General features: G+C 63.6%; 15 protein-coding genes. 2 read left to right on the forward strand and 13 right to left on the reverse strand.

Going from position 1 to position 15,793, the window contains the following annotated elements; genetic code table 11:
- Both ABZD10_RS05660 and ABZD10_RS05665 read left to right on the forward strand, forming a co-directional pair.
- Positions 1-2,411 (forward strand): isoleucine--tRNA ligase (locus ABZD10_RS05660; protein ID WP_372885170.1); only part of this gene is annotated, 2,411 nt, incomplete at its 5' end.
- 115 nt (positions 2,412-2,526) lie between these two features.
- Positions 2,527-2,979, forward strand: coding sequence for a methylated-DNA--[protein]-cysteine S-methyltransferase (locus ABZD10_RS05665; protein WP_372885171.1), 453 nt, complete (start codon positions 2,527-2,529; stop codon positions 2,977-2,979).
- On the opposite strand, the gene ABZD10_RS05670 is transcribed toward ABZD10_RS05665, so the two are convergent.
- The 13 genes from ABZD10_RS05670 to ABZD10_RS05730 form a co-directional block, all read right to left on the reverse strand.
- Positions 2,976-3,668 (reverse strand): phosphatidylcholine/phosphatidylserine synthase, encoded by a 693-nt coding sequence (locus ABZD10_RS05670; RefSeq protein WP_372885172.1) that lies wholly within the window; start codon positions 3,666-3,668, stop codon positions 2,976-2,978. The two genes, ABZD10_RS05665 and ABZD10_RS05670, sit on opposite strands and share 4 nt — an antisense overlap.
- Before the next feature lie 109 nt (positions 3,669-3,777).
- The gene (locus ABZD10_RS05675; RefSeq protein ID WP_372885173.1) at positions 3,778-5,085 is read right to left on the reverse strand and encodes an ATPase; all 1,308 of its coding nucleotides are present in this window, start codon (positions 5,083-5,085) and stop codon (positions 3,778-3,780) included.
- 96 nt (positions 5,086-5,181) lie between these two features.
- Positions 5,182-5,682, reverse strand: coding sequence for a prepilin peptidase (locus ABZD10_RS05680; RefSeq protein WP_372885174.1), 501 nt, complete (start codon positions 5,680-5,682; stop codon positions 5,182-5,184).
- A gap of 13 nt (positions 5,683-5,695) precedes the next feature.
- Positions 5,696-6,547, reverse strand: coding sequence for a tetratricopeptide repeat protein (locus ABZD10_RS05685; protein ID WP_372885175.1), 852 nt, complete (start codon positions 6,545-6,547; stop codon positions 5,696-5,698).
- Positions 6,548-6,574: 27 nt separating this feature from the next.
- Positions 6,575-7,135 (reverse strand): tetratricopeptide repeat protein, encoded by a 561-nt coding sequence (locus tag ABZD10_RS05690; protein WP_372885176.1) that lies wholly within the window; start codon positions 7,133-7,135, stop codon positions 6,575-6,577.
- 12 nt (positions 7,136-7,147) lie between these two features.
- The gene (locus tag ABZD10_RS05695) at positions 7,148-8,098 is read right to left on the reverse strand and encodes a type II secretion system F family protein (protein WP_372885177.1); all 951 of its coding nucleotides are present in this window, start codon (positions 8,096-8,098) and stop codon (positions 7,148-7,150) included.
- A 20-nt stretch (positions 8,099-8,118) separates the two neighbouring features.
- Positions 8,119-9,087 carry a type II secretion system F family protein gene (locus ABZD10_RS05700; RefSeq protein WP_372885178.1) on the reverse strand — a complete coding sequence of 323 codons (969 nt, stop codon included), beginning with the start codon at positions 9,085-9,087 and terminating at the stop codon, positions 8,119-8,121.
- A 5-nt stretch (positions 9,088-9,092) separates the two neighbouring features.
- The gene (locus ABZD10_RS05705; protein ID WP_372885179.1) at positions 9,093-10,556 is read right to left on the reverse strand and encodes a CpaF family protein; all 1,464 of its coding nucleotides are present in this window, start codon (positions 10,554-10,556) and stop codon (positions 9,093-9,095) included.
- Positions 10,557-10,574: 18 nt separating this feature from the next.
- Positions 10,575-11,834 carry a CpaE family protein gene (locus ABZD10_RS05710; protein WP_372885180.1) on the reverse strand — a complete coding sequence of 420 codons (1,260 nt, stop codon included), beginning with the start codon at positions 11,832-11,834 and terminating at the stop codon, positions 10,575-10,577.
- Positions 11,835-12,043: 209 nt separating this feature from the next.
- The gene (locus ABZD10_RS05715; protein ID WP_372885181.1) at positions 12,044-12,694 is read right to left on the reverse strand and encodes an OmpA family protein; all 651 of its coding nucleotides are present in this window, start codon (positions 12,692-12,694) and stop codon (positions 12,044-12,046) included.
- A 3-nt stretch (positions 12,695-12,697) separates the two neighbouring features.
- Entirely contained in the window at positions 12,698-14,101 is a 1,404-nt protein-coding gene (locus ABZD10_RS05720) for a type II and III secretion system protein family protein (protein WP_372885182.1), read from the reverse strand.
- Between the two features lie 203 nt (positions 14,102-14,304).
- Positions 14,305-15,165: a Flp pilus assembly protein CpaB gene (gene cpaB, locus ABZD10_RS05725; protein ID WP_372885183.1), complete on the reverse strand. Its 861-nt coding sequence runs from the start codon at positions 15,163-15,165 to the stop codon at positions 14,305-14,307.
- A 191-nt stretch (positions 15,166-15,356) separates the two neighbouring features.
- On the reverse strand, positions 15,357-15,548 hold the full coding sequence (locus ABZD10_RS05730; protein ID WP_372885184.1) for a hypothetical protein: 192 nt from the start codon (positions 15,546-15,548) through the stop codon (positions 15,357-15,359).
- Between the last annotated feature and the right edge of the window lie 245 nt (positions 15,549-15,793).

Raw genomic sequence — 15,793 nt, forward strand, 5'->3', positions numbered from 1 at the left:
CGCCGGTGGAAAAGACCGCCCTGGCCGAGGCCGAGGTCGAGTATCACGACAAGGAAAGCTTCACCATCTGGGTGAAATTCAAAGTTGCGGCTGCCGACTATCCAGATGACCAAGCAGAGGCAGCAGCCAAGATCAATCCATCTGATGCTGAAGGGACTTTTGATTACGTAAAACACCGTTCTGACGATTTGATCGGGGCCAGCGTTGTCATCTGGACGACGACGCCATGGACGATCCCGTCCAATAAAGCTGTCGTCTACGGTGCAGATTTCTCTTACGGGCTCTATGAAGTTACAAATACGCCGGACGAGTGCTGGGCGAGTGTAGGCGACAAGTTCCTTTTGGCCGACAATTTGGCGTCTGACGTTATGAAGCGTGCCCGTTTGGCTGAGGGCGATTATCATCGCGTCCGCCAAGTCGGTTCAGATGAACTGGGTGTTCTGAAAATCAACCATCCCCTCGCGGGCGCCGATGGTGGCAAGGAATACTGGGACGCACCGCGCGACTTCCGCGCCGCCGATTTCGTCACCGACGAGGAAGGCACCGGATTCGTCCACTGTGCGCCCAGCCACGGTATGGAGGAATTCGAGCTCTATCGTGACTTGGGCATGCTGGAAGAGGTCATCACCTATAACGTCATGGATGACGGCGGTTTCCGCGCCGACCTGCCGTTCTTCGGCGGCAAATACATCCTCAACCGCAAGGGCGGTGAGGGCGATGCCAACAAGGCGGTGATCGACAAGCTGGTCGAAGTCGGTGGCCTGTTGGCGCGCGGCAAGATCAAACATTCCTACCCGCATTCCTGGCGTTCGAAGGCGCCGATCATCTATCGCAACACGCCGCAGTGGTTTGCCAGCGTCGACCGGGAAGTGGGCGACGGTCAGGACGCGATGGGCAAAACCATCCGTGAACGCGCCCTGCGCTCGATCGACGAGCTGGTGAAATGGACCCCGCAGAAGGGCCGCAACCGCTTGTATTCTATGATCGAAAGCCGCCCCGACTGGGTGCTGAGCCGCCAGCGCGCCTGGGGCGTGCCGCTGACCTGCTTTGTCAGGAAAGGGGCGCTGCCGACCGACGAAGGCTTTTTGCTGCGCGATGCGGCGGTCAATGCGCGCATCAAGGAGGCCTTTGAGGCCGAGGGCGCGGATTGCTGGTACATGGAGGGCGCCAAGGAACGCTTCCTCGGCAAGGATTACAATGCCGACGAATGGGAGCAGGTGTTCGACGTGCTCGATGTGTGGTTCGACTCCGGTTCGACCCATGCTTTTGTTCTGCGTGACCGCGAGGACGGCACCGAGGACGGTATCGCCGATGTCTATATGGAAGGCACCGACCAGCACCGCGGCTGGTTCCACTCCTCGCTGCTGCAGGCTTGCGGCACGCTGGGGCGCGCGCCCTATCGCAATGTGGTCACCCATGGTTTCACCCTGGATGCCAAGGGCAACAAGATGTCCAAATCGCTGGGCAACACCATCGTGCCGGAAAAGGTCGTGCAGCAATATGGCGCCGACATCCTGCGCCTCTGGGTGGCCCAGACCGACTATACCGCCGATCAGCGCATCGGGCCGGAGATTCTGAAAGGCACCGCCGACAGCTATCGCCGCCTGCGCAACACCATGCGCTTCATGCTGGGCGCCCTTGGCGAGTTCACCGAGGCCGACCGGGTTGATCCCGCCGAGATGCCCGAGCTGGAGCGCTGGGTGCTGCATCGTCTGGCCGAGCTGGATCACAGGGTGCGCACCGGCTATGCGGCGTTCGATTTTGCCGGCGTGTTCTCGGCCGTGTTCAATTTTGCCACCGTGGATCTGTCTGCCTTCTATTTCGACATCCGCAAGGATGCGCTTTATTGCGATGGCGACACGCTGCGCCGCCGGGCTGCGCGCACGGTGATGGATATCCTGTTCCACCGCCTGACCACATGGTTGGCGCCGGTGTTGGTCTTCACCATGGAAGAGGTCTGGCTCGAGCGCTTCCCGGGCGATGAGTCCTCGGTGCATCTGGTCGATATTCCCGACACGCCGGCCGACTGGCTCGACGAGCCGCTGGCTGCGAAATGGGCCGGGGTGCGCGATGTGCGCCGGGTGGTCACGGCGGCGCTGGAAGTGCAGCGCAGCGACAAGGTGATCGGCGCTTCGCTCGAGGCGGCGCCGGTGGTGCATGTGCGCGATGCCGCGACGCTGGCGGCGCTGAAATCGGTGCATTTCGACGATATCTGCATTACCTCGGCGGTGATGCTGACCGGCGACCCGATGCCGGCCGAGGCCTTCCGCCTGCCGGATGCCGACGGCGTCGGCGTGGTCTTTGAAAAGGCCGAGGGCGAGAAATGCCAGCGCTGCTGGAAGATCCTGCCGGATGTGGGGCAACACAAGCACGAGGCGGTCTGCGGCCGTTGCGACGCGGCTCTGGGCTGAGCGCGATCGAAGCGCGGCCCCGGCCGGGCAGAGAGCCTTCGTTGCTGAAAGCCGGATTTATCCCGATTGGAAACGCCCCGCTTGCGGGGCGTTTTTTCGTGGCGCAGGATGGGGCATGTTCGAGATCACGGTAAAAACGGCGACCGGGCCGATGCGCCTTTGCGAAGAGGCTGGCGCCATCGTCAAGGCGGATTGGGGCGTCGGCGGCGCCGACGAGACAGCTTTGCTGGCCGCAGCCGCGCGCCAGCTCGAAGAGTATTTCGCCGGCGCGCGCGAGGCTTTCGACCTGCCGCTTCGGGTCGGCGGCTCGGGTTTTCAGCAGGCGGTCTGCGCGGCGATGCTGGCGATCCCCTATGGCGAGACCCGCACCTATGGCGAGATTGCCAAAGACCTTGGGGTGCCCGCTCAGGCGGTGGGGCAGGCCTGTGGTCGCAACCCGATCCCGGTGATCATTCCCTGCCACCGGGTGATGGGCGCCAAAGGGCTGACCGGGTTTTCCGGGGCAGGGGGCGTCGAAACCAAGGTGGCATTGTTGCGGCTTGAAGGGGCTGGCGGGTTCCTGATCTAGCTGCGCTCCGGCAGGATCTGCTGCGCGATTCCGGCAAACAGCAGGTAGACCGAGGTCACAACCAGCCCCCAATGAGCCCAGCTTTCAGGGTGGAAATCGACCCAGGCCGCCCAGCCGGCAAAGAAGGTCCAGGCCAGCGCCATCGGCAGCGAGACCGCGCGCCAGCGCTCGGTGCGCACCGGGTGAATGAACTTCAGCGGCAGGAACATCGCCACGGCCAGAACCGACACCAGCGTCAGCGAGACCCAGAAATTCGGCTCGAGCGCAAACACCACCAGCACCACCATGTTCCAGCATCCGGGGAAACCCGAGAAGGAATTGTCCTTTGTCTTCATCCGGGTGTCGGCGAAATACATGGCGCTGGCAAAGGTGATCACGATGATCGCGACCCAGCCGGTCCAGCCGTCCATCAGCCCCGATTTGAACAATGCGAAGGCCGGGATGAAGACATAGGTCAGATAGTCGATGATCAGGTCCAGCAGCACCCCGTCGAATTCGGCCGCATGGGTCTTGACGTGATAGCGGCGCGCCAACGGCCCGTCGAGACCGTCGACGAAGAAGGCCACCACCAGCCACAGGAACATCAGGCTCCATTTGCCATCCACAGCCGCCAGCATGGCGAGCATGGCAAAGACGGCTCCGGTGGCGGTGAAAAGATGAACGGCAAGGGCGCGCGCGCGAGGGGTCATGCAAGTGTCATGCCGCAATTTGCCCCCGGGTGCAACGGTGGCCCCGCGCCGCGGCGGTTTTCGGCCCCTCCGGTGGCCTGCCTTGCCCGCGCCGCAGAGGCGCCGGCAGCTATTTCACGATATGCTCGTCGCGCACGAACATGTTGGCCCATGCGCGGTCGATCAGCTCGGGCGTCATCTGGTAGGGGATGCCCTCGAAGTCGCAGATCGCCCGCATCTGATCGATCAGGAACACCGGCTGGTAATTGGCATAGACATTGCCGATCGTGGGGTATTTCTGCTTCAGAAGGTGGATCAGCGACGCCTCGTCCAGCGGCATGTTCTTCTTCTTGGCCACCAGGGCGAAGATCCTGAGGAAGTTTTCCTGGCTCGGGCCGTCGATCTTGATCTTGAAGAAGATCCGCCGCAGCGCCGCCTGGTCGAAGATCTCGTTGGGGTGGAAGTTGGTCGAGAAGATCACCAGCGTGTCGAAGGGCACCTCGAACTTTTCGCCCGATTGCAGGGCCAGGATGTCCTTGTTTTCCTCCAGCGGCACGATCCAGCGGTTGACCAGCGCCTGCGGCGGCTCTTCCTGTCGGCCAAGGTCGTCGACGATGAAGATGCCGCCCGAGGACTTCAGCTGCAACGGGGCCTGATAGGTGCGCGCGGTGGGGTTGTAGACCAGATCCAGCATGTCGAGCGACAGTTCGCCCCCGGTGATCACCGTCGGTCGGTCGCATTTCACATAGCGGGTGTCAAACCGCGCCACCCGGCGCAGGCTGTTCGGATCCTGCAGGTCGCCCTCGGCCGCCGAATGGATGATCGGGTCGTAGACGGTGATCACCTGCCCGGCGTATTCGATGGCCCGCGGCACGTAGATCTTGTCGCCCATGGCGTCGCGGATGCCGTTGGAAATCGAGGATTTGCCGTTGCCCGGCGGGCCGTACATCAGGATCGAGCGGCCCGAGCCGACGGCGGGGCCGAGGTGGTCGAGCAGGCTGTCCGGCAGGACCAGATGCCCCATGGCCTGGGTCAGCTGCTGGCGGGTGATCTGGATATTGCGGATCGACTGGCGCTTGACCTGTTCGCGATAGATGTCCAGCGGCACCGGCATGGCGCCGAAATATTCCGACTGGGCCAGCGCGTCGAGGGCCCGCGCCTTGCCCATGTCGGTCAGCTGATAGCCCATTTCATTGCCGTTGTTGGCATTGAGCGTGCCGGTCGCCTCGAGCAGGCGCTGACCGCGTGCGGCGTCGATCAGCTGCTGGGTCACCGCCGCCGGCAGGCAGATCGCCGCCGCCAGTTCCGACACCTTGTCGACGTTCTTGCGGAACATGGTCTTCAGCAGGATGTCGCGCATCATCACCTCGGGCAGCCGCATCTCCTCGAGGGTTTTCGGCGGCGGCGGGGCCATCACGTTGCTGCTCTGCATGTTCATCGGGGGGCCTCGGTCTGCTGCGGTTCAGGGGCCGGAGATGCGGGCGCAATTCATCCGGGGAGTCGCCCCGGTTTAACCGCAGAAAGATGGCAATTTTCAGGCCCCGTAAAGGCAGCCGAGGGCCAAATAGAGGCCCAGCGTGCCGCCCAGCGCCAGCCCCATGGGGAAATCCCAGCCCCGGTGCCAGCTTTCCCAGTCGGGCACCAGGCGGCGGATCGGCGAATGTTTGGCAAGGCGATGGGTGACCCAGGCGGCGAGCAGCGTGGCGGCAAAGACCACGGTCACGAACAAGAGGTCGCCAAGGGCGATGAAGGGGGCGGCGGCGGCGGCGAACTTGGCGTCTCCGGCACCAATCAGACCGCCGGCGTTCAGACCCATTCCGACCAGCAGGACCACGACGAAATGCAGCAGGCGCCAAGGGTAGTCGGCCAGCGGCAGGGCCAGCAACCCCACGATCAGGAAAACCCCGGCCAGCGCCAGAACCGCCATGTTGGGGATCTTCATCATCCGCATGTCGCTCCAGGCGACATAGAGGCAGATCGGCGCCACGAAGGGCAGGAACCAGAGGGCGGACTGGGCGGAAATCGACAGGCTCATGGCGCGCTGCCGGTCAGCTTTCTTCCAGCGCCCGCAACGAGCGCACGGCGGCCTCGAAATGCTGCGGGTGGGTGTCGATGGCCTCGCGCAGCAGGGTCTTGCCGGTCTCGGTGTCGCCCTGCTTGATCGCCGACAGGGCCAGCGTGTGCAGCAGTTGCGCGCGCTCGACCTGATCCATGGGCACCACGGGCAGCGTGTACTTGCGCTGCGCACCGCGCGACAGGACCATGTTGTTCTTGGCGGTGAACAGGGTGCTGTCGTGGCGGATCGCCTCGCCGAACAGGCGCTCGGCCTCGGCGTAATCGCCGCGCGTCAGCTTGCTGTAGCCCCAGTTGTTCATCACCCCGGCGGGGCGCGTGGTCAGGCCGATCGCGGTTTCGTAATAGCTGTCGGCCTTGTTCCATTCCTTGTTGCTGTCGGCGATCATCGCCTCGAGCCGGTAGCGTTTGAAGGTCTCGTGGGTGGGCGGGATCGAGTCCAGGGTCTCTTCGGCTTCCTGCCACTGCCCGGCGCGGATCTGGGCATCGGCCAGATCGACCCGGTCGACGCTGGTGGCGCCCTCATGCCGGATCACCTTCTTCCAGGCCGGCACCGCCTCGGTATAGCGCCGCGCGCGGACCAGTGAAATCGCAAGGCCGCGCTGAAGATCGACCCGGTCGGGATTGTCCTTCAGCGTGCGCTGAAAATAGGACACCGCCTCGTTGGGGTCGGCCACCGTCAGCATCACGTCCGAGAGGTTGGATTCGTCGATGGCGTTGAGATCCTGCAAGGCGCGTTCGACGGATTCATCCTCGGATGTGCCGCAGCCGGCCACGAACAGCGCGCCGGTCAGGCACAGGGTGACAAGAATACGGGAATGGCGCATGTCTGCGTCCTTATACTGCTCTTGCTGTCATGGTGTTGACCGGATCAGGTAATCTCCGCTACCTCGCCGCACCAATTTATAGTCCTCATTGCCGGCATCATAGGACGGATTTTCCATTTTTGCGAGTGCTAAGCGCAGATTGTCGCGAATTGAGTCACTTTCGCCATTGTCCAGCGCATAGGCCTTGCGGAAGATCTGCACCGCCTCGGGAAATTCGCCGCGTTCCATCAGGATCACGCCCAGATTGTTCCAGGCATCAGAGCGGCTGTCGTCCTTGTCCAGCGCGTCGCGGAACTGTTTTTCGGCCTGGCCGAGGCGCCCCAGCGCCAGGTTGGCCGAGCCCAGCGAGGTCAGCACGTCGGCGTTCAGCCCCTGCTGCCCGGCGGCGCGGATATAGGCGTCGAGCGCCAGGTCGTATTCGCCGGCCTGCATCAGCCGGTCGCCCACGTCCAGCCCGTCGACGGCCTCTTGACGGGGATCGAGGCCGGGCGCAAAGAGGCTGTCCCCGGATGGCCCAAGGCCGCCCGTGGTGCAGGCGGCCAGAACGAGGCTCAGAACCGGAAGCACCGGTCGCAGGGCGGATCGCATGATGTCAGGTCTCTATTTTCCCAGCATTGTGATGCCATGCACCGAAGGACCAACGAGAATGATCAGCAGGGGCGGCACCGTCAGCATCATAGTGGCAAGGGTCATCTTGGTTGGCAACTTGTTTGCCTTTTCCTCGGCCCGCATCACCCGCTTGTCGCGCATCTCGGCGGCATAGACCCGCAGCGCGTCGGCGATCGAGGTGCCGAAGGTGGTCGACTGGATCAGCACAGTGACAAAGCTCGAGACGTCCTGCACGCCGCAGCGCTCGCCCATGTCGCCCAGAACCGAGGCCTTGTCCTTGCCCGCCTTCATCTCGTGGGAGACGATCTCGAGTTCGTCGGCCAGCGGCGGATACGAGGCGCGCAGCTCCTTGGCGACGCGGACGATCGACTGCTCCAGGGACTGGCCGGATTCGACGCAGACCAGCAGCATGTCGAGCGCGTCGGGAAAGCCGGCGGTGATCTCTTCCTTGCGGGTCTCGACCCGGCGCGTCACCCAGTACTTGGGCAGCAGGTAGCCCACGGCGCCGGGGCCGAGAATGGTCATCAGCGTGTCTTGGGTCGACTGCGACACGCCCCCCTTGGCCAAGAGGAAATAGGCGACGCCGCCCGCCAGGCCGATCACCCCCAGCAGCATCTGCGCGAGGTGAAAGGCGCGCACCGCGTCGCGCGACTGATAGCCGGCCTGGGTCAGTTTGAGCCGCAGCCCGGCCAGTTCTTCCTCGTTCTTGGGTTCCAGAAAGGCCTTGTATTTGGCCAGCTTTTCATTGGCCGAATTGCGGCGCAGCTTTTCCTTGTTGCTGCTTTTTTCGGGTGTCTCGGTTTCGCTGCGCTTGAGCCTGTCCAGCGGGTCTTCGCGCTGTTTCAGCATCATCGCCACGGTGCCAAGGATCAACAGCACCCCAAGCCCGCCGACCGCGATCACCGGGCCGAAGGGGCCGAGGATATCAGTGAGAAGTTCCATGATCGCCTATCTCCTCGGGGTCAGACTTTGATGTCGGTCAGTACCCGCATCACGAACAGGTTGACGGCCAGAAAGACGCCCACCGTGATACAGGCCGGGATGAACAGCGCGTGGTCCATCACCTCGTCGTAGTAATGCGGGTCGCTGAGGTTGATGAACACAAGGCAGGCCAGCGGGAAACCCGACAGGAACTTGCCCGACCACTTGGCCTCGGCGGTGATCGCCTTCACGCGGCGGAACAGGCGGAACCGGGCCCGGATCACCTTGGACAGGCCAGCCAGGATCTCGGCCAGGTTGCCGCCCGATTGCTGCTGGATGGTGACCGCCATGGCGAGAAAGCGCATGTCCTGCATGTCGAGCCGTTCGGCCATGTCCTTCAGCGCCTCGCCGACGTCGCGGCCATAGGCGCTTTCATCGGCGATCATGCCGAACTCGGTGGCCAGCGGGTCGTCCATTTCCCGGGCGACAATCTGGATGGCCGAGGAAAAGGGATGGCCCACTCGAAGCGAGCGCACCATCAGCTCGATGGCGTCGGGCAGCTGCTCTTCGATCAGGCCCATGCGCTTGTTGGCCTTGAGGCTGACCCAGAAATAGACCCCGCCGACACCGGCCATGGCCGAGATCGCGGCGTTCATCGCCGGGCCGGTGGCGGTGGTCACCGTCAGCGCCAGAAAGGCCAGCACCGTCACCCCGCCCATGATCATCATCAGTTGCTTGGGTGAAAAGGCGATCGCGGCCTTCTGCGCCTTTGAGGCGAGCAGCGAATACAGCGGGATCGAGCGTACCCGGGCATGCTGGCGCATCTCCTTGCGCAGCTGTTCCAGCACCTCTTCGCGGCGCGCCCCCTTGTCCAGCATCTCAAGCCGCCGGTTGACGCGGTTGCTGAGGCTGATCGAGCGGCCGAAGACGGTCAGGTAAAGCCCTTCGACCAGCACCAGGACGCCGATGAAGATCGTGCCGTAGATCAGGAATTCGGGACTGATGGGCATCTGGTTCACCCCGCGCTCGGTTCGTAGATTTCCGCCGGCAGGTCATAGCCCCACATGCGGAACCGTTCCGAGAAATGGCTGCGCACGCCGGTGGCGGTGAAATGGCCGATGATCTTGTTTTCCGGCCCCAGCCCGGTGCGCTGGTAGCGGAAGATCTCCTGCATCGAGATCACGTCGCCTTCCATGCCGGTGATCTCGGTGATCGAGGTCATGCGCCGCGAGCCGTCCTGCAACCGCGAGGCCTGCACGATCAGGTTGACGGCGCTGGCGATCTGGCTGCGCACCGCCTTCAGCGGCATCTCGATCCCGGCCATGGCGATCATGTTCTCGAGGCGTGCAATGCCGTCGCGCGGGTTGTTGGCGTGGATCGTGGTCATCGACCCGTCGTGGCCGGTGTTCATCGCCTGTAGCATGTCGATGACCTCTTCGCCGCGGGTCTCGCCGACGATGATGCGGTCGGGGCGCATCCGCAGGGCGTTCTTCAGGCAGTCGCGCGGGGAAACCTCGCCCTTGCCCTCGACGTTGGGCGGGCGGCTTTCCATGCGCCCGACGTGGACCTGTTGCAGTTGCAGTTCGGCGGTGTCCTCGATGGTCAGGATACGTTCGGAATTGTCGATGAAGGAGGACAGGGCATTCAGCGTCGTGGTCTTGCCCGAGCCGGTGCCGCCCGAGACGATGATATTGAGGCGGGTCGCCACAGCAGCTTGCAGATAGGCGGCCATTTCCTCGGAAAAGGCGCCGAAATTGACCAGGTCGTCGATGCCCAGCTTGTCTTTCTTGAATTTGCGGATCGACACCAGCGAGCCGTCCACAGCGACCGGCGGCACCATGGCGTTGAAGCGCGAGCCGTCGGCCAGCCGCGCGTCGACATAGGGATTGGATTCGTCGACACGCCGCCCGACCGCCGAAACGATCTTGTCGATGATCCGCAAGAGGTGCTTTTCATCCTTGAAGGTGATGTCCGACAATTCCAGCTTGCCCGAGCGTTCGACAAAGATCTGCTGCGGGCCGTTGATGAGAATGTCGTTGACGCTGTCGTCCTGCAAAAGCGGCTCCAGCGGGCCCAGCCCGGTGACCTCGTTGTAAAGCTCCTGGTTGAGGATCGTGCGTTCTTCCCGGTTGAGAACGATCCCGCGTTCCTGCAGGACTTCGCTGGCGATGTCGCTGATTTCATTGCGCAAGTCCTGTTCGCTCGCGGTCTCCAGCGCCGACAGGTTGAGGTTGTTGAGCAGTTCGCGGTGCAGGTCCAGCTTGATTTCCGCCAGCCGCTCCTTGCGTTTGCGTTCCCGGTCGGCTGGCGCCGCCTGGGCCGTCGCATTGGGCAGCGGTTTGCGGATCACGGGCTTTGGGGCAGGGGCCTGGTTCGCGGGTGCGATGTGGTCTGCTCCGGCCGGGGGCGCGGCCGGGGCCATGGCGGGCTTGGCCGCGACGGGCCGGGCGTTGGCCGGTTTCTTGTATCTCGAAAACATCTGCTCCCCCTCGTTCTCTTACGCGGCTTTCGGATCGGATTGATCCAGCTCATCCAGGTGCGCTGCGAGTTTCGCGATTTCCTTGCGCAGCGGGTTCTTGGGCGCCGAGCTGGCCAGCGGCAATCCGTGATCGGCCCCCTGCATGACCTGGCGCCCGCCGTCGGGCAGCAGAACGTCAATGGAAATATCAAGGCTTTCCGACAGCCGCTTGACCCGGCTCTTGCCGCTCAGATCGGTGAATTTCGGCGCCCGGTTCAGCACATAGCGGATTTTCTGAAACGGCAGCTCCTCGGCCTGGAGCGCGCGTTTCATGCGAAGCGCGTTCTGTGCCGAGCGCATGTCGATCTCGAGCGTCGCGAAATAGACATGCGAGGCGCTGAGCACGGTTTCGGTCCAGTGCACCAGGGTCTTGGGCATGTCGACGATGACATAGTCGAAATGCTGGCGCGCGGCTTTCAGGATGCGCTCGATGTCCTCGGGTTGGACAAAGTCCAGCGGGATCATGTCGGGCGGCGCGGTGAGGGCGCTCAGCTTGTTCTCGAACGACATCAGTGCCTGGCCAAAGCTTTCGCTGTCCATGCCTTCCGTGTCCGACAGAAGCTCGAACACCGCTTCGCGGCGTTGCAGGTCGAGGAAGGTCGAGACCGAGCCGAACTGGAAATCGAGATCGAGAAGGCAGACCGATGGCGCGTTGTCCTTGCGCACGTTGGCCAGTTCCCAGCCGAGGTTGACGGCCAGCGTGGTTGCGCCCGTGCCCCCGGCCAGTCCGTGGACGGCGATCACCACGCCTTCGCGCGAGAGCGCGTTGTTGGTCAGCTCGATGCTGGACGCATCCGAAGGCGCCGATGTGTGGGGGGCTTCGATGATCTGGGGGCGCTGGAGCCGGGCGATCACGTCGCGCAGCTCGCCCTTGGGCAGCGGGTAGGGAACGAATTCGTCCGCGCCGTGACGCAGAAGCTTGTGCAGCGACGCCGGGGTGACGTCTTCGGCGATCAGGATGGTGCGGATATTGCGGGACTTGGCGGCGTCGATCACCTCCATCAGCTGGGGCAGGTTGTCCTCGTCGTAATCGTCGATGGCAAGGGCGATAAACTGAAGGCTCTGCGCGTCGGGCTGTTCGAAGAACAACAACGCATCGTCGAAGCCCAGGTCTCCCCACTGGTCGCCCAGGGCCTTTTCCATGTCGACGATCAGCAATTCGAAGTTCTGCACGTCACGGCACACCGTGCACGCCAGGATCGGGCTGAGATCATTCTCGATTGGTGCGTCGCTCGTCATTGCGGCCTCTTGGTCCTTATCATATGCCGTCGGGGTGGTGATCCGCGCGAAAACCAAGGCTGTCTCCTGCGGGCGTCATCCGTCGGGCCGCGTCCGATTCTGGTCGGACGCACTGCTCCCTTTGCAGAGAATTTCACCCCGAACTTGGGCAACATTGGGGCCAAAAAACCGAAATTGTGCGGTATCTTGCGACGATCCCGAGCGCGGGGCTATTCGGTGGTCTCGAAATCGCTGCCGGTGATGCCCGACAGGCCGGTGCGCGGCGCGCCGCTGGAGACATAGTCGCGATAGATGATGGCGGCGTATTTGCCATCCAGGACATTGGGGTGCCTCTCGACGAAGCCCGACACCTCGGTCACCGTGCGGCGGTTCTGTCGCTCGCGCCCCTGGGTGACGATGAGGGGTTGGGTTTTTCCAAGAGAAACAACGGCTTCCAGCCTGTTGCGGCTGATGCCCTGGCTGCTGAGATAGCGCACCACGGCATTTGCGCGGCGCTTGCCCAGACTATGGTTGTAGGCGTTCGAACCGACCGCGTCGGTATGTCCGTAGACCCGGAAACGCACCTCGGGGAACTGGCGGATCCAGGTCGCCTGCCGGCGCAGGATCTCGCGCGACTGGGCATCGAGCTGGGCGCTGTCAAAGGCGAAATGCACGGTCGAGGGCACCTCGTTTGCAAAGCGGTTGGCCAGGTTGACCGTATAGCTTATTTCACCGGTCTGGACTTGCATGTTGTTGGTATTGGCGACGCCGAAGTTGCCCCTGTCCAGCCCGGCGCCCGCTTCGGGGTAGTTCTCCCAGCTGCATGCGGCCAGCGCGGCCAGGGACAGAAGGGCAATGCTGTGTCTAAGAGGCTGGCGCATATCTCAATCCATCACATAGCCGTAGGAGCCGCTGAAATCCTGCTTGGCGACTTCGCCGGCGGCGCCCGAGGGCGGCCGCTTGTCCTTGGCGGTCTTGCCGAACAGGAACAGGTCTTTTTCGCTGGGCGGCTTGACGCGGTCGGTGGGCAGGGCCAGCGCCTCGCTCTGGGTGGGGGTCACCAGATGCGCGGTGACGATGATGACCAGCTCGGACTGGTTGCGCTGATAGTCCGAACTGCGGAACAGGGCGCCCAGCACCGGCACATCGCCGAGCCAAGGTACCTGGCCGACACTGTCCTGGAAGTCGTCTTCCAGAAGCCCGGCCACGGCAAAGCTTTCGCCATCGCGCATTTCCACCGTGGTCGAGGTCTCGCGGCGGCGGAAGGCGGCGATCGAAAAAGTGCCGTCATCATAGCTGTTCGAGGTGTCGATGGCCGAAACCGCCGCTTCCATCTCGAGGTTGATGAGATCGCCGTCGACGACCCGGGGGATGAAGTTCAGCTCGACACCGAAGGGTTTGAACTCGATGGTGACGGCGCCGTTTTCCTGGCTGACCGGGATCGGGTATTCGCCACCGGCAAGGAATTTTGCTTCCTGACCGGACAGCGCCGTCAGGTTGGGCTCGGCCAGGGTGCGCACGACGCCCTTCTGCTCCAGTGCCTCGATCAGCACGCCCAGTTCCAGCGATCCGATGCTGCCGCCGATGGCGACCGCGCCGACGGTGCCGGTCTGGGTGGCGATGGTCGAGCTGCCCAGCGCGTTGCTGCCGTCAAGCCAGGTGCCGGTTTCGACCGAGACGTCGCCGGCCAGCGCGGCAATCGACGAGCTGAAGGATTTCGACACCGACCGCTGCACCTCGGCAAAGCGGACCTTGAGCATGACCTGCTGGATGCCGCCGACGGTCATCAGGTTCGACACCCGCTGCGGCGCGTAGCGTTCCGCGAGGTCCAGCGCCCGTTGCAGGCGCTGCACGCTGCTGGCGCGCCCCGAGAGCACGATGCCGTCATTGGCGGTGCGCACCTCGATCTTTTCGTTGGGCAGGATCTGGCGCAGCCGTTCCTTGAATTCGCTGATATCCGGGGCGACGCGCACCTCGACATTGGTGATCAGACGCCCGGAGGCGTCCAGCAGCGTCAGCGTGGTGGCGCCGGGGGCCTTGCCCAGCACGTAGATGGTGCGATCCGACAGCGAAGAGATGTCGGCGATGGTCGGGTTGGCGATCGACAGTTCGGCGAAGGGTACGTCGCTTTCGACCACCACGGCGCGGTTCATCGGAACGCTGAGCACCGAGTCGGTGCCATTGCGCACCACGCGAAGCGTTTCGGCCATGGTCACCGAAGCGAAGGAGGGAAATACACTCACGGCCAGACCCAAAAGGGCCGCGCCGACAAATCTGCGATATGTCATGTGACCTGCCTTTTTGATCACGCCTCGAACATGGGTCTTGTGCCCATTCTTGCAGATAATGTGCGGCAAATCCGGTTTCATTGCAAGAATCAATGACTTCCGCGCAGGCGCTGATGTGTGCCCGGCGCAACATTCGGCCCGGTGTCGGCCACGGAAAACGGGGCGCCATTGCCTTGGGCGCCCCGTAACATCCTGTAATCCCGTCAGTTTGTGCAGGGGATCGGGATCAGCACGACCTCGGCCCCCTTGCGGGTGCGGATCGTGCAGACCTTGTCTTCCTCGACGTCCAACGCCACTTCTTCGCGCTGGATGCCGAGCAGGCTGCGCTGGTCGACCTCGATGGCGGTGGCCACGGTGTCGTCGGTGGCACCGACCAGCGACAGGGACAGGACGCCGGTGGACTGGGCCTGCGCAAGCGCGGCGACCTGCTGCGGGGTGGCCGCGACGGTGACCGTGCGCGCCACCTGGCCTTCCTCGACATCCTGGTTGGCGGTCTGGTCGATGGCGACGAGGCTGACGCCGGCTTCGATCAGCTTGGTGACCTCATCCGACCCCAGATCGGCGCCGCTGCCCCGCACCCGTCCGGTCCAGTAGACATCGACCCGGTCGCCGGGGCGCAGAAACCCGGAAACCCCCGAGGCCACGTCGACCTTGATCGCAAAGGCGCGCATGCCGCGTTCCAGCCGGGTGGTGAGCCCGGCATCTTCGCCGGGGCGAGTCACCTTGACGGCCAGTATCGCCTCTTTGGCTTCCATCGCGCGCAGCACCAGGCGCGGGCGGTCCTCATTGGCGGGGAACAGCTCTTCCACGGCGCGGAAGGCGCCCTCGGGAACCACCCGCTTGGGGAACTGGACCAGCGCCACGTCTTCCTTGGTCAGCGCCTCGCCATAGGCCAGGCTGCGCTTGGCCACGAACACCGCGACGGTCTCGATTTCGGGCTTGCGGTTGGCGCGCTCCTTGGCGAGCTCTGACTGGTAGCCCTCGATATAGTTCCGGGCCATGTAGACGGCGCCACCGGCCAGGCCGAGACCAACCATCAGGACCAGTGCAAAAATCACACGCATGGGGTGTTCCTCTCAATTCATCACGCGACACCGGCGCTGGGCAGGGGCCGGATCGCATAGGATTTCATCCGCGATGCTGCATCGGGAATGTGGCGAAATCAGGGTGCGGGCAAGATGGTTTCGGGGCCAGTCGCCCGGCGCTGGGCGCTTCGGGCGGATGAGAAACGCGCCGCCAGGACGGCGGCGCGTCGTCAGTTGGCGCGTGCGGCGAGATAGACGCCGGTATCGCTTGCCAGGCTGGTCGCTTCTGCTTCGATCAGCGCCATGGATGCGATGGCCAGCGCCAAAGCGCCTGCGGTGATGACGATCCAATCGACCGTGACCGCACCGTTCTCGCTGTGTCTGAACTGCGCGAGAAACCGTTTCAATATCAGGTGTTTCACTTCGACTCCTCGGAAATCGGCGCCTTTGAGGCAGACGGATTTCCCTGTGCTTCTGCATTTTATTGGTGAGGATGCCGGTACCGTCACGCCATGCCGTACGCCGGGCCGGTCGCCCGGCGCCTAAGCTTCTGCGTGAGCGGTCGCGACCGGGTTCAGAAGTCGTTTTCGCTGGCGATTTCCTTGGCGGCGGCGGTGGCCAGGGTGTTGGTGTTGGTCTCGATGGCGGTATAGGCCGCCACGGCCAG

The sequence above is a fragment of the Shimia sp. genome, from assembly GCF_041624275.1.
Classification (GTDB): Bacteria; Pseudomonadota; Alphaproteobacteria; order Rhodobacterales; family Rhodobacteraceae; genus Shimia.